General features: G+C 40.8%; 14 protein-coding genes. 8 read left to right on the plus strand and 6 right to left on the minus strand.

The annotated features are described in order from the left end of the window. Positions 1-6: 6 nt before the first annotated feature. A complete protein-coding gene (locus GO816_RS03560) occupies positions 7-534 on the minus strand; it encodes an ABC transporter substrate-binding protein (protein ID WP_157539960.1) in 528 nt (175 codons plus the stop codon). A 100-nt stretch (positions 535-634) separates the two neighbouring features. Here GO816_RS03560 and GO816_RS03565 point away from each other — a divergent pair, with 100 nt between their 5' ends. From GO816_RS03565 to GO816_RS03575, 3 genes are all read left to right on the plus strand, one after another. Next, positions 635-1,261, plus strand: a complete 627-nt coding sequence (locus GO816_RS03565) for a LysE family translocator (RefSeq protein WP_157539961.1) — start codon at positions 635-637, stop codon at positions 1,259-1,261. A 43-nt stretch (positions 1,262-1,304) separates the two neighbouring features. Further along, positions 1,305-2,606: a UDP-N-acetylmuramoyl-tripeptide--D-alanyl-D-alanine ligase gene (locus tag GO816_RS03570; protein ID WP_157539962.1), complete on the plus strand. Its 1,302-nt coding sequence runs from the start codon at positions 1,305-1,307 to the stop codon at positions 2,604-2,606. 313 nt (positions 2,607-2,919) lie between these two features. After that, positions 2,920-3,657 (plus strand): zinc metallopeptidase, encoded by a 738-nt coding sequence (locus GO816_RS03575; RefSeq protein ID WP_157539963.1) that lies wholly within the window; start codon positions 2,920-2,922, stop codon positions 3,655-3,657. Between the two features lie 343 nt (positions 3,658-4,000). On the opposite strand, the gene GO816_RS03580 is transcribed toward GO816_RS03575, so the two are convergent. Next, complete coding sequence (locus GO816_RS03580; protein WP_157539964.1) at positions 4,001-4,357, minus strand: hypothetical protein; 357 nt, start codon at positions 4,355-4,357, stop codon at positions 4,001-4,003. 171 nt (positions 4,358-4,528) lie between these two features. Between GO816_RS03580 and GO816_RS03585 the strand changes: the two genes are divergently transcribed. Further along, positions 4,529-6,388 carry a mechanosensitive ion channel family protein gene (locus tag GO816_RS03585; RefSeq protein ID WP_157539965.1) on the plus strand — a complete coding sequence of 620 codons (1,860 nt, stop codon included), beginning with the start codon at positions 4,529-4,531 and terminating at the stop codon, positions 6,386-6,388. Between the two features lie 14 nt (positions 6,389-6,402). Here GO816_RS03585 and apaG read toward each other — a convergent pair whose 3' ends face one another. Together apaG and dusB are read right to left on the minus strand one after the other, a co-directional pair. Beyond that, a complete protein-coding gene (apaG, locus tag GO816_RS03590) occupies positions 6,403-6,792 on the minus strand; it encodes a Co2+/Mg2+ efflux protein ApaG (protein WP_157539966.1) in 390 nt (129 codons plus the stop codon). 33 nt (positions 6,793-6,825) lie between these two features. Continuing rightward, complete coding sequence (dusB, locus tag GO816_RS03595; protein ID WP_157539967.1) at positions 6,826-7,818, minus strand: tRNA dihydrouridine synthase DusB; 993 nt, start codon at positions 7,816-7,818, stop codon at positions 6,826-6,828. A gap of 46 nt (positions 7,819-7,864) precedes the next feature. Between dusB and GO816_RS03600 the strand changes: the two genes are divergently transcribed. The 4 genes from GO816_RS03600 (at position 7,865) to GO816_RS03615 (ending at position 10,590) form a co-directional block, all read left to right on the plus strand. Next, positions 7,865-8,800, plus strand: a complete 936-nt coding sequence (locus GO816_RS03600; protein ID WP_157539968.1) for a CPBP family intramembrane glutamic endopeptidase — start codon at positions 7,865-7,867, stop codon at positions 8,798-8,800. Next, positions 8,800-9,012 carry a putative signal transducing protein gene (locus GO816_RS03605; RefSeq protein WP_157539969.1) on the plus strand — a complete coding sequence of 71 codons (213 nt, stop codon included), beginning with the start codon at positions 8,800-8,802 and terminating at the stop codon, positions 9,010-9,012. Before GO816_RS03600 ends, GO816_RS03605 begins: the two co-directional genes overlap by 1 nt. Next, positions 9,009-9,833 carry a phosphatidate cytidylyltransferase gene (locus GO816_RS03610; RefSeq protein ID WP_157539970.1) on the plus strand — a complete coding sequence of 275 codons (825 nt, stop codon included), beginning with the start codon at positions 9,009-9,011 and terminating at the stop codon, positions 9,831-9,833. Before GO816_RS03605 ends, GO816_RS03610 begins: the two co-directional genes overlap by 4 nt. Before the next feature lie 94 nt (positions 9,834-9,927). Then, the gene (locus GO816_RS03615) at positions 9,928-10,590 is read left to right on the plus strand and encodes a phosphatidylserine decarboxylase family protein (protein ID WP_157539971.1); all 663 of its coding nucleotides are present in this window, start codon (positions 9,928-9,930) and stop codon (positions 10,588-10,590) included. Positions 10,591-10,870: 280 nt separating this feature from the next. On the opposite strand, the gene GO816_RS03620 is transcribed toward GO816_RS03615, so the two are convergent. Both GO816_RS03620 and GO816_RS03625 read right to left on the minus strand, forming a co-directional pair. After that, the gene (locus GO816_RS03620; protein WP_157539972.1) at positions 10,871-11,449 is read right to left on the minus strand and encodes a 50S ribosomal protein L25/general stress protein Ctc; all 579 of its coding nucleotides are present in this window, start codon (positions 11,447-11,449) and stop codon (positions 10,871-10,873) included. 115 nt (positions 11,450-11,564) lie between these two features. Beyond that, positions 11,565-12,509 (minus strand): ribose-phosphate pyrophosphokinase, encoded by a 945-nt coding sequence (locus tag GO816_RS03625; protein WP_157539973.1) that lies wholly within the window; start codon positions 12,507-12,509, stop codon positions 11,565-11,567. Between the last annotated feature and the right edge of the window lie 408 nt (positions 12,510-12,917).

Below are 12,917 nucleotides of genomic sequence, written 5' to 3' on the forward strand. Positions count from 1 at the left end.
ACCCCATTACATCTCAAACTTAATCCATCCCTCCCCTTCATTACCAAAAATGAATTGTTTAGGTTGAATGATTTCGGCCAGCATTTCAATCGCATCAACTAAACCGGCATCGGTTTGATAAAAATACGCTGCGCCATCAGCAATATACAAGCGCTTGTTTTTAACGGCTTGCAAATCGGCGAAACCGGGTTCTTGTAACAAAGCGCTGATTTGACGCATGCTTTGTTCTACCGATAAGCCTCGCGCCACTATCACAATCACATCAGGATCAGTCTGCTGAATTTCATCCCAATCAACAACTAATGATGGCATACCCAAAGTTGCCAATACAGGCGTGCCACCAGCAATTTCAACCAGCTCTGGTAGCAGGTTGCCTGCAACAGTTAACGGGTTTAGCCATTCAAGGCATAAGGTACTAGGCTTCTTATCTATAAACTTTAGCTTATGCTCTATAATATCCAGGCGTTCCTGCAGCTCTTCTATTACCGATTGGTCTGTTATAGGGATAAGCGATATGATGTTATCAGCGGGCATTCAATCTCAATTAAATTTTGTGCAAAGAAAGTTTATTTTAATTTGTAACTCAAAATAAATTGGTCGCTCTAATCTCAAAAAACGGTTTATTTTTGACCTAATGATTTTCCTGACGTTCATCCTCGGGTTGGTAGCCAATTTTATAGGTTATATTCCGCCGGGCAATATCAATCTAACCCTTACGCAAATTACCATCAACCGTGGTATGCGCCAGGCATTGCGCTTTATTACAGCATTTTCCTGCGTTGAATTTTTCTTTACCTTATTTATTATGCAGGCCGCGCAATGGTTGGCCGGGCAGCCCCGGGTAGGCACAATCATTGACTGGGTAATGATCTTTTTGTTCAGCATAATGGGTACCATTACCTGGCTCAACCGTAATAAACCACCCAAACCTAAGTATTCCGACCGCGAAAGCATTCGTTACGGTATTATTATGGGCTTTATTAACCCTATGCAGATTCCGTTTTGGATGATAGCCGGAACATACCTCCTTGCCCATGAGTGGATTTTACCCGGGTTGTTTGCGCTATGCATATTCAGCCTGGGCTCGGCATGTGGATCATTTTTATGTTTGTACGCTTATGCCCATTTTGCTAAATATATACAAAGCAAATTTGCGCTCAGCACACAAATCATTAACAAGAGTATTGCGGCTCTATTTTTTGTGCTTGCACTTTATCATATAGGCAAGCAGGTTTACCTTATATTTTTTAAGGTACATTAAATGGCGACACCCGTTTAATTTATTTCTCCATTATATTTGCTTTATGGTTATTGAACAGTTATACGAGCTTTATAAACAGCACCCTGTTATCAGTACTGATACACGCAAAATTGCCCCAGGCAGTTTGTTTTTTGCTTTAAAGGGCGATAAGTTTGATGCCAATACCTTTGCTGCAAAAGCGGTTGAAGCAGGTGCTGCCTATGCTGTTATTGATAACGCTGCTTACCGCGTATCTGAACAGTTTATTTTAGTTGAAGATGTTTTAACCGCGCTGCAGGATTTAGCCCATTACCACCGCAAGCAATTGCAAATACCTGTAATTGGGCTTACCGGCACTAACGGTAAAACTACCACTAAGGAGCTTATTAACGCTGTACTGTCGCAGCAGTTCAATACGCTAGCCACGCAAGGCAATTTAAATAACCATATTGGCGTTCCGCTTACCATTTTGAGCATTAATGCCAGCCACCAAATGGCGGTTATTGAAATGGGCGCTAATCATCAAAAAGAAATTGGCTTTTTGTGTACCATAGCCCAGCCTACGCACGGTTTGATTACCAACGTTGGTAAAGCCCACCTTGAAGGTTTTGGGGGCGTTGAAGGCGTTAAAATAGGCAAAGGTGAATTGTATGACTACCTCAAAGCCACCAATGGTGTTGCCTTTGTAAACAGTAGCAGTACCGATTTAATGCATATGCAGCAATCGCGCGAACTGGAAAATGTGGTTTACTACGGGCAATCGGCAACTGCGGCGGTGCATGGTAACCTTACCGGCAACGCGCCATACCTTAAGCTGCAGTGGGCAACCGCCAGCAACTTAACAGAGCACTACATCACCTCGCAACTTACAGGTGAATATAATTTTGATAATATTTTAGCAGCCATTTGTATTGGCAATTACTTCGAGCTATCTGAAACTCAAATTAACGATGGCATTGAAGGTTATCAACCAAAGAATAACCGTTCTCAAATTCTTAATACTGCTACCAACACGCTAATATGTGATTACTATAATGCCAACCCAAGCAGTATGGCCGTAGCTATTGCCAATTTAAACAACCTGGAGGCTAGCAATAAGGTAATGATTTTGGGTGATATGTTTGAGATGGGCGATGAAGCATACGCAGAACATAAAGCCATTGTAAACCTTGCTTTAGCAGTAAATGCAGATAAGCATATTTTTATTGGCAAGGAATTTATAAAACACGATGCCGGGGCAGGCAACTTTTACGAAACCGCAGATGAGGCTATGCAGGCACTCAAAGTTGATCAAATAACTAACTCAACAGTTTTGCTTAAAGGCTCAAGAGGCATGGCACTTGAACAACTTGTTCAATATTTATAGTCGTTACTCATGTGCCGGTAAACACAACCCCTTATGTTCACCGGCTTTACACCTAAATAATTGGAATAAGCGCACACCTAAGCGCTGCATCCTGTGATAAAGTTTACACGAGTACCCGGCCATATTGGTGAGTTAAATACCCTACGCAATTGATTGGTTAAACGCTACATCTTATTAGAATTATTTAAGAATTCGCGACACATTTACACGCCTTACTGAACATTTGACAGCTATTTTCACATTGTTATACCGTTAAATGCATGAACGCTAAGCGGAATGCTTTTTGATTGTATACAGGTATATAGGAAAGATTATGATGAATTTGAATATGATTTTAGGCTACATTGGTACTGGCGGATTTAATTCAGGCTGGCTATTAATGATAGCTATAGCCATAATAAGTTTAATTGTTCAATGGCGTTTTAAAAGCAAGTTTAAGGAGTATGCCGAGATCCCGCTATCGTCGGGTATGTCGGGTGCGGAAGTGGCTGAACGCATGCTGCGCGATCACGGTATAACTAACGTACAAATTATGTCGGTTGAAGGCCAGCTAACTGACCACTATAATCCTGAAAACCGTACTGTTAACTTAAGTCCTGATGTTTATCACAGCCGTAGTGTGGCAGCGGCAGCCGTAGCAGCACACGAATGTGGGCACGCTGTTCAGCACGCTAAAGCCTACAGTTGGTTAAGGTTACGTTCGGCGCTGGTGCCAATGGTGCAGTTTGCTTCAAACCTTGTACAATGGACCTTGATGATTGGCGTTATGCTGATGATTTTTTCAAACAGTCCTACCGTACTGTTCATAGGTGTTATTGCCTTGGGCGTTGTAACCGTATTTAGCTTTATAACCTTGCCGGTAGAGTTTGACGCTAGCAGACGTGCTTTAGCATGGTTAGAAAATAACTATACGGTAATGCAAACCCGCCAAGAACATTCAGAAGCGAAAGATGCGCTTTGGTGGGCAGCCATGACGTATGTAGTTGCAGCACTAAGCTCCCTGGCAACGCTGCTTTACTATCTGCAAATACTTAACAGTCGCAGAGACTAAGCATATCTTTAAATAAAAAAAGCTAACCAAATGGGTTAGCTTTTTTTGTGAAGTAACTAAACCTCCGATTGCGAATAATATAAAAAATCAGTAAACTGGAGGGGACTTTCTTACCCAAAGCGCTACATCCCAAGGCAAAATTTTTCTCGTATGTAAAGTTTTGTTAAGCTTAATAATGCCTAAAAGGGCCGCTTGAGCTATACGATCCATTTTGCTTCGTGACCATAATCTGAAATTGTTCCAAACTATATTTTAAAAGAATCGCAACTAGGATTGCTAATAGTCATTAATTTAAAATTAACCTCAATAAATCAAACTGTAAAGACATTTATTACGTCAAAAGCTATATAATGAATGTCTTTACTGAGTTCTCGTCATCTTGATTTGGATGAGTTTGCAACTGCACTTCGGCACCTTTTAAAAATGGAATATCCTTTAACACAGGAAGTATCATTTTATATAAGTTTTCACTGCTTTGTGCTTTGAAAAAGAAAACACCACTTTCACCATTTTTACTGAGTTCATAGCCATCGTATTTCCCGGCGTTACGAAATGACACTACCCGCTCTAAAATTTCCTGTGTTTTATCTAATACTTCAAGGTTAGTAGCTTGATAGTTAAACAAAACATTTAGCGCCTGCAAGTCGCCGGTGTCTTTCTTGGTGATCTGAGGATCGGAAAAAAAATTAAAATTGATCATAAATAATTAATTAATGTATCCGGAGTTATTTTGGAGCGTTACTCGGTTGTAACATCAATTGCAAGTTTTGTTCCTTGTTAAATTGTGTACAGTAAATTCAACCATTGCTTAACCATGCACTTTTAAACACTATCCTTTACCTTTGGTTATCAATTACACCAACCCTCTATTATGCGCATCAGCACTTTATTATTAGCCGTAACTTTTAGTTTGCTTATATGCCAAAGCAAAGCACAAGACACTGCAGGTAAAAAACAACAAACAACCGATACTATAAATAACAAGGTTTTAGGTGCGCAAATAAACAGGTTACAGCAATTACAGGCCGAGCATGTTGCCGATTCATTAAAGAAAGAAGCACTTGAAATACAAATAAGTATGCTCAAGTCGTCTGATAACACACGCAAGTCGGCCTTACAGCGTGAACTAGTCGAACTTAGAAGTCAGGATTCAGTAAGAGCTGCAAAGCAGAAGCGACAAGTAGATTCGTTACGTAGGTTTGTGAAGGGTTATCCGGTTATATTCTTTAAGGACACCTTATTCACTATCTATAACCGCCAGGGCAGCTTTTCGGCCTCAGACCGTGCCGCTGCAATAATTGACCGCCTGGAAACCATTAGTCATGATCATCTTTTTGCTGCAGACTCATTAAAAATTACTGAGGCAGAACAAACCATTGACTTGCAGTATGGCAAAATGCTTATAATGAGTATTGCCGAGATAGATGCCTTATGGGCCGAAAAAAAACGCTCGGTATTGGCTCTGCAGTATAAAGGTGTAATAGCTAAGGCAATTATCAACTACCAAAATGAAACCAGCTGGGATACTTTACTCAAGGAAGCCGGACTTGCACTTTTGGTAATAGTTGTTGCCCTGCTTATCATTTACTTTTTGCAACGAATTTTCAATTGGATACAACAGAAAATAGCCGCGCAAAAAGATCAGCTTATAAAAGGGCTGCGTATAAAAAACTATGAACTGCTAACGGCCGATCGGTCGGTATATGTTTTAAATGTTGTTGCAACTTTAGTAAAATGGGTATTTATAATTATCATCATCTACCTTGCTTTACCTATTTTGTTCGGCATTTTCCCCTGGACCAAAGACTACTCGGTAAAGCTTCTGAGCTACTTTACTACACCTGTAAAAAGAATACTGGTAGCTATATGGAATTACATTCCAAACCTCATTACCATAATCGTATTGGTATTGGTGTTCAGGTATATTATACGTTTCCTGCGTTTTATAAAGGATGAAATTGAACGCGGGGTATTGCGCATACCTGGCTTTTATACAGATTGGGCAAACCCTACATTTCAAATTATACGCATACTGGTGCTGGCCTTTATGCTAATTGTTATATTTCCTTATATGCCGGGATCCGAATCGCCTATATTTAAGGGCGTTTCTGTGTTTGTGGGCGTGCTTTTCACCTTTGGTTCGGCAGGTGCTTTGAGCAACGTGGTAGCAGGGCTGGTGTTAACCTATATGCGGGCTTTTAAAATTGGTGATCGCGTGAAAATTGGCGATGCTACAGGAGACATCATTGAAAAATCATTGCTGGTAACTCGCATACGCACTATAAAAAACGAGGTTATTTCAATACCAAATTCAATGGTGATGAATAACCATACCGTAAATTTCACAATTGAAACGGCAGATAAAGGACTCATCATCTATAAAACCGTTACTGTGGGTTATGATGTACCCTGGCGCAAGGTGCATGAATTGCTCATAGCGGCAGCAAAAGCCACTCCCATGATTGAGCATGAACCTGAACCTTTTGTGCTACAAACAAACTTTGATGACTTTAGCGTAGCTTACCAGATTAACGGCTACACAAAACATGCAAGCAAACAAGCCCTGATATATTCAGAACTTTATAAAAACCTGCAAGATACATTCAATGAGGCGGGTGTAGAATTGTTGTCGCCAACTTACCACGCCGTAAGAGACGGTAATGCAACCACTACTCCGCCTGAGTATTTGCCTAAAGACTACGTTCCCCCAGGCTTTAAAATAAACAGGTAAGCGTTGGAGACACCTTAATTCATTTTGAACGGTGCGATAAGGTAAAATTCAGGAATCTGCGCGTCAAAAACGGTATTATCTAACAAACGCAGCATTTGGTACTCGCCTTTCATGCTGCCCATATCAGTTTTAAGGTTACAGCCAGATATATATTCATGCGATTCACCCGGTTCAATTACCGGTTGCAAACCAACAACGCCTTCACCTTCAACCTCGCGGTGGCTACCATTTGAATCAAATATGCTCCAATGACGGCGCATAAGCTGAATGGTGTAATCGCTTAAGTTTTCAATATGAATTTTGTAGGCAAACATGAAATGCTCATTCGCCGGGTTTGAGTATTCGGGTTGATATTGTGTTTCAACCGACACTTTAACCCCATCTGTAATAATAGTTGTTGCCATATGTTTAAGGTTAAAAAACTTGTAAATCAATAATCACGCCAGTTCGTGAGTGTAACGATCGGTAATTTGTTCAAGTATTTCAAAAAGCTCGTCTATATTTTCGGTACTCACCAGCCTGGTTCTGAATTCTTTAAAATTTTCAAGGCCTTTAAAGTAGTTTGAATAATGTCTCCGCATCTCAAAAACCCCGGTTTTGGGCCCTTTCCACTCAACTGACTTTTGTAAGTGAGTTTTGCAAACGTCAACACGCTCGGTAATAGTCGGGCCTTCAAGGTGTGTACCCGTTTCAAAAAAGTGCTTTACTTCTCTGAAGATCCAAGGGTAGCCAATAGCTGCACGGCCTATCATCATGCCATCAACACCGTATTCAAGTCGCCAGTTTGCCGCTTTTTCGGGCGAATCAATATCACCGTTGCCGAAAATAGGAATTTTGATGCGCGGGTTCTTCTTAATATCACGTATAAGCGACCAATCAGCCACCCCTTTATACATTTGAGCGCGTGTACGACCATGTATAGTTAAAGCCTTAATACCTACATCCTGCAGGCGTTCGGCAACCTCATAAACGTTTTTGGTATTATCATCCCAACCTAAACGCGTTTTTACCGTAACCGGCAAATGCGTTGCCTCAACAACAGCTTTGGTCATGGCTACCATCTTATCAATATCCTGCAAAAGGCTTGCACCCGCACCTCGGCAGGCTACATTTTTTACCGGGCATCCGTAATTGATATCCATCAAATCAGGGCCTGCCTGGGTTGATATTTCGGTAGCTTCGCGCATGCTGTTAATATCACTGCCAAATATTTGAATACCTATAGGCCTTTCGTAATCAAATATGTCGAGTTTTTTACGGCTTTTGGCAGCATCGCGTATTAAGCCCTCTGATGATATAAATTCGGTATACATCATATCGGCCCCGTTTTGCTTACATACATAACGGAACGGCGGATCGCTCACATCTTCCATCGGCGCCAGCAGCAGCGGGAACTCTCCTAAATCAATATTTCCAATTTGTACAGACATGCCCTATCTTTAACAACTGCAAAAGTACATAATTTGCAACAACTGTATGATCAGCAAAAAACCATATTATAAGCAGGAGTTTGGCCCGGCACTTCAATTTGCTGCTTTTATTGGAATAACTATAGCTTTATTACTGCTGGGCAATATTATAGCCCTGGCTTTTATAGCAGTCAAATATGGCGCAAACGGCCTTATGGAGTTTGTGAGCATCGATTTAACTTCGCCCATTGTTACCCAAAACCTGTGGATATTGCAGGTTGCTGGTACCACCATACCAATTTTGCTTATACCCATAGTTTTTGCAAAACTGCTTACCCGCCAGCCGTCAAATTATCTTAAAGTGTCGGCAAGCTTTCCTTCCATGCTTATGTTAATAGTTTTAGCTACCATGGTGGTAAGTATGCCCTTTATGGAAACACTTATCAACATTAATCGCAAAATGGTTCTTCCTGAGTTTTTAAAAGGACTGGAAGATGCGCTTCGCCGCGCTGAGGATAGCGCACAAAAGGTGACGGCTGTACTGCTTAAAATGGATTCGCTGGCAGATATGTTTAAGGCCCTCATCCTGGTTGCACTTGTAACAGCAATAGCCGAGGAGTTGATGTTCAGAGGGTGTTTGCAAACCATTTTTTTACAGTGGACTAACAGCATACACTGGGCGGTTTGGATAACCGCCGCACTCTTCAGCGCCTTTCATATGGAATTTTATGGTTTTTTACCCCGGTTAATGCTTGGTGTTTTGTTTGGCTACTTTACCGTATGGAGCGGTAGTATATGGCCGGCTGTATGGGGCCATTTTTTAAACAACGGAACCGCAGTTGTGCTTACCTACTTATATCAGCATAAAAAAATTGATATTAACCCCGATGCGCAGCATGCGTTTAATTACTTTTTACCAGTTTTAAGTGCTGCTTTTACCTTAACTTTGCTGCTGGGCTACCGTTGGGTGGCTAACCGCAAAACAATTGCCGACAGCGTTTAATGGAAAAAAACTGGGTCAAAATTTACTCTTCTTCTAACTACTATCAAGCCGAAATTATAAAGCAAGTGCTGTTGGAACATGAAATTGGCGCTGTATTGCTTAACAGGCAGGCATCATCTCATCAAAACTTTGGCAATATTGAAGTGTACATACACGAAGAGAATTTTAGCCAAGCCATTGAACTAATGGTAATGAACCAAATAACCTTATGAAAACTCGTGCTATAACAGGCTTCTTTTTTGTGATTGTAATGCTGGGTTCCTTTTTTGCAGGAGCGGCAGTATTTTCGGTATTTTACGGCATACTTGCAGTTTTGTGTTTGCAGGAGTTTTATGGCCTTATAAAACAAAGCGGTTCATCTCCAAACACTGCAACAGGCCTAATTAACGGCGTTTACACCTATGCTGCATTTGCGGCATTATTTCATTGGGATGTTTACCCCGAGGCTCAAACCATACATAAGCTGGTATTTTTACTCGTACCCGCCATGATGGCTATATTTATACAGGAGTTGTACCGCAACACCAACAAGCCGTTTGAAAACATTGCCTACACGTTTTTGGGTATTATACTTACAGTGCTTCCTTTCACATTTTTTCATGCGCTGGGCTTTGTAACCAATAGCGGTTTTAGCGCCCACATACCCATGGGCTTTTTGCTTATGTTGTGGGCTAATGATACAGGCGCCTACCTTGTTGGCAGGCAGTTTGGCCGCACTAAACTTTTTGAGCGCCACTCGCCTAAAAAAACCTGGGAGGGTTTTATTGGGGGGATTATTATAAGTGCTGTAGCCGGTTACGTTCTAAGTATTTACTTTAAAGAGCTTGTTTGGAGGCAGTGGGTATCAGTAGCCATTTTAATAAGCATAGTTGGAACCCTTGGAGATTTGGTTGAATCGATGTTTAAGCGCAGTATTAACGTTAAGGATAGTGGTGGCTTACTGCCGGGCCACGGCGGCTTGCTTGACAGGTTTGACGGCTTATTTATGGCGGCACCAATTGTATTTGCTTATCTGTATTTCATATTCAATTAGGCTAAGCCGCTAACTATTAGCTTTTATTATAAATATTGTTGGGCAAACAGACCTATTTACTAATTTTGCTAACTTATTAAAACAGCATCACATCATGACTTTTCATAAAGAAGGATACACTTCCATGGCCCTGTGCATTTTGTTCATTTTTGTATTGAATGCTCTGGTACATTTTTACTACCCCGAAGCAGCGGTGCTTAAATGGTTCATTTACATAATCTCGTTTTTACTTTTTGTTATTATACTACAATTTTTCCGCAGCCCTAAATTTGTCGTTACCACGCATGATGAGCATGTTATTTGCCCCGCCGATGGTAAAGTAGTAGTAATTGAGGAAGTTGAAGAGCCTGAATTTTTAAAAGACAAACGCATTCAGGTATCCGTATTTATGTCGCCGGTTAATGTGCACGTAAACCGTAATCCTATTGCCGGTGTTATATCGTATTTCAAATATCACCCGGGTAAATACCTGGTAGCATGGCATCCAAAGTCATCTACAGAAAATGAGCGTACCACTATTGCTATTGAAAGCAAAACAGGTGTAACAGTACTGTTCAGGCAAATTGCAGGTGCTTTGGCACGCCGCATTGTATGGTACGTTAAAGAAGGACAACAGGTTGAGCAAGGCGAACAATTTGGCTTTATTAAATTTGGCTCACGCGTAGATATATTTTTACCTCTGGGCACCAAAATCAACGTAAACCTTGGCGATAAGGTTAAAGGTGGCCGTACTGTATTGGCTGAGCTTCAAGCTTAAACATTTACTGATATAATACCAGAAGCGGTTGGCACTTAAAAAGCCAACCGCTTTTTCTTTATAAGCTATTTTGGTTACTCTTGCGCCAGTATTGTAGCAAGGCTCCTGCCATCGCATCATCAAATACTGTGGCCATAAAACTTCGAGGTGAGCATGTTTGCTTCTCAAATAACAGGTTTATTCGGTACCTAGCACAATTAACATAGAAGGCGTATAAAAACAAAGCAGCCGTTGGATTTATGGTCCAACGGCTGCTTTAATTTAAAATTGATGAATGAGCTTATTTACCTCTTGCTTCTTGCTCAGCCTGACGAAGAGCACGTGAAGTAGTGATTGATAAGATAGTGTCTTCAGGAGTGTTAGTGATAGTTAAGTTTTCAACTTGAATATCGCGTACACGAACTGATTTACCAACTTCTAAACCTTCGATGCTTACTTCAATGGTATCTAAGTGATCTTTAGGTAAAGCTTTGATACGTAATTTACGTAGCTTTTGAACTAATTTACCACCCATTTTAACACCAGGAGAAGTACCGGTTAAGCGAATTGGAATTTCGATAGTTACTGGTTTAGCCTCGTCAAGTTGTAAAAAGTCGATGTGCAAAGTTTCGCCGGTTAACGGGTGAAATTGCATATCCTTAATGATAGCCTGAGTTTTAGTACCAGCAATATCTAAATCAATAAACTGAACTTCGTGAGTAAAAATCACAGTCTTAATTTCGGCAGCCGAAACAGAAAAGTGAGTTTGAGTTGCGCCACCGTACAATACTGCAGGCACTAAACCTTGGTAACGTAGCTCTTTAGCATCGCGTTTCCCTACGTTCTCTCTTAGAGAACCGCTAATAGCAAATGATTTCATTTTTTTAATTTAAATTGTTTGTTCTATAAAGCTCACAGCCTGTTAACCATGAACCATAGTTCTTTATATTTAGTTGCTGCTCATGGAATATTACCATAACCAAGCCACTTAAAAATTAGTCTATTTTAAACAACTGGCTAATTGAACCATGCTCGTTTACGTTAGCAATGGCTTTACCAAATAACTCTGCTGTTGACAGTACTTTAATTTTACTGCACTCCTGCTTAAGCGGAATAGTATCAGTAACAATAAGCTCTGTTAAAGCCGAATTTTCAATTGTTTCGTATGCCTTGCCAGATAACAGCGGGTGGGTACACACCGCACGTACACTGTTAGCACCACGCTCCATAATTAGGCCTGCAGCTTTAGCCAAAGTACCGGCCGTATCGCAAATATCATCAATAAGCACTATGTCTTGACCGGTTACATCGCCAATAACACTCATGCTTTCAATTTCATTGGCACGCTTACGGCGTTTATCACATATTACAACCTCGGCATTAAAAAACTTGGCAAAGGTACGTGCGCGGTAAGAGCCGCCCATATCAGGCGATGCAATAGTAAGGTTAGGCAGGTTAAGGCTTTTTATGTAAGGCACAAAAATGATCGAAGCATCTAAGTGATCTACAGGTATGTCAAAAAAGCCTTGTATCTGGGCCGCGTGCAAATCCATGGTCATTACGCGGTTAACACCTGCTGCAGTTAGCAAGTTGGCAGCCAGTTTAGCACCAATGGCAACACGTGGTTTATCTTTACGATCCTGACGGGCTAAGCCAAAATACGGAATAACAGCTGTTACATAATGTGCCGATGCCCTGCGTGCAGCATCAACCATCATAAGCAGTTCCATTAAATTATCAGTTGGTGGATTGGTTGATTGGATGAAAAACACATCGCAACCACGAACCGACTCATTGATGTACGGCTGAAACTCACCATCGCTAAAGCGCGATAATGTCAAATCGCCCAACTCGCGGCCATAAACCTTGGCAATTTTTTCAGCCAGATCGGTTGTGCCCGAACCTGCAAACAATTTAACCGGATTGAATTGTAAAGGCATTTTATTGTTATTTCGGATTTTACCAGGTTTTTGCCTGATGTTATTATCGCAAAATTGAGCCGGAATACTTTGCCTGCCGACAATATTAATTGTACAGAAGACAAATAACAACGACTTAAAATGAAAAAAATCGAATTTCGGTATTCCAAAATTCGATTTTCTTCGTGTTGTCCGACCTGGATTCGAACCAAGACAAACGGTACCAAAAACCGTCGTACTACCTTTATACTATCGGACAATCCTCTTTCGAAATTGTTATCCTCTTCCGAAATCGAATGCAAATGTAAGGCGTTTTTTTGAAGCCGCAAATATTTTTTAAAAAAATTTTTCTCAATCAGTTCAGTAGCCCCTTTAAGCTGTTAAAATTATGTTAAAGCACAACTAATTAAACCAAGGTGTGCATAGTTT

The sequence above is a fragment of the Mucilaginibacter aquatilis genome (assembly GCF_009755275.1).
Taxonomy (GTDB): domain Bacteria; phylum Bacteroidota; class Bacteroidia; order Sphingobacteriales; family Sphingobacteriaceae; genus Mucilaginibacter; species Mucilaginibacter aquatilis.

Excerpts from the sequence above, each read along its gene's own strand:
- GO816_RS03560 (WP_157539960.1), bottom strand. The coding sequence starts at position 534 with ATGCCCGCTGATAACATCATATCGCTTATCCCTATAACAGACCAATCG.
- GO816_RS03565 (WP_157539961.1), top strand. The coding sequence starts at position 635 with ATGATTTTCCTGACGTTCATCCTCGGGTTGGTAGCCAATTTTATAGGT.
- GO816_RS03570 (WP_157539962.1), top strand. The coding sequence starts at position 1,305 with ATGGTTATTGAACAGTTATACGAGCTTTATAAACAGCACCCTGTTATC.
- GO816_RS03575 (WP_157539963.1), top strand. The coding sequence starts at position 2,920 with ATGATGAATTTGAATATGATTTTAGGCTACATTGGTACTGGCGGATTT.
- GO816_RS03580 (WP_157539964.1), bottom strand. The coding sequence starts at position 4,357 with ATGATCAATTTTAATTTTTTTTCCGATCCTCAGATCACCAAGAAAGAC.
- GO816_RS03585 (WP_157539965.1), top strand. The coding sequence starts at position 4,529 with ATGCGCATCAGCACTTTATTATTAGCCGTAACTTTTAGTTTGCTTATA.
- apaG (WP_157539966.1), bottom strand. The coding sequence starts at position 6,792 with ATGGCAACAACTATTATTACAGATGGGGTTAAAGTGTCGGTTGAAACA.
- dusB (WP_157539967.1), bottom strand. The coding sequence starts at position 7,818 with ATGTCTGTACAAATTGGAAATATTGATTTAGGAGAGTTCCCGCTGCTG.
- GO816_RS03600 (WP_157539968.1), top strand. The coding sequence starts at position 7,865 with ATGATCAGCAAAAAACCATATTATAAGCAGGAGTTTGGCCCGGCACTT.
- GO816_RS03605 (WP_157539969.1), top strand. The coding sequence starts at position 8,800 with ATGGAAAAAAACTGGGTCAAAATTTACTCTTCTTCTAACTACTATCAA.
- GO816_RS03610 (WP_157539970.1), top strand. The coding sequence starts at position 9,009 with ATGAAAACTCGTGCTATAACAGGCTTCTTTTTTGTGATTGTAATGCTG.
- GO816_RS03615 (WP_157539971.1), top strand. The coding sequence starts at position 9,928 with ATGACTTTTCATAAAGAAGGATACACTTCCATGGCCCTGTGCATTTTG.
- GO816_RS03620 (WP_157539972.1), bottom strand. The coding sequence starts at position 11,449 with ATGAAATCATTTGCTATTAGCGGTTCTCTAAGAGAGAACGTAGGGAAA.
- GO816_RS03625 (WP_157539973.1), bottom strand. The coding sequence starts at position 12,509 with ATGCCTTTACAATTCAATCCGGTTAAATTGTTTGCAGGTTCGGGCACA.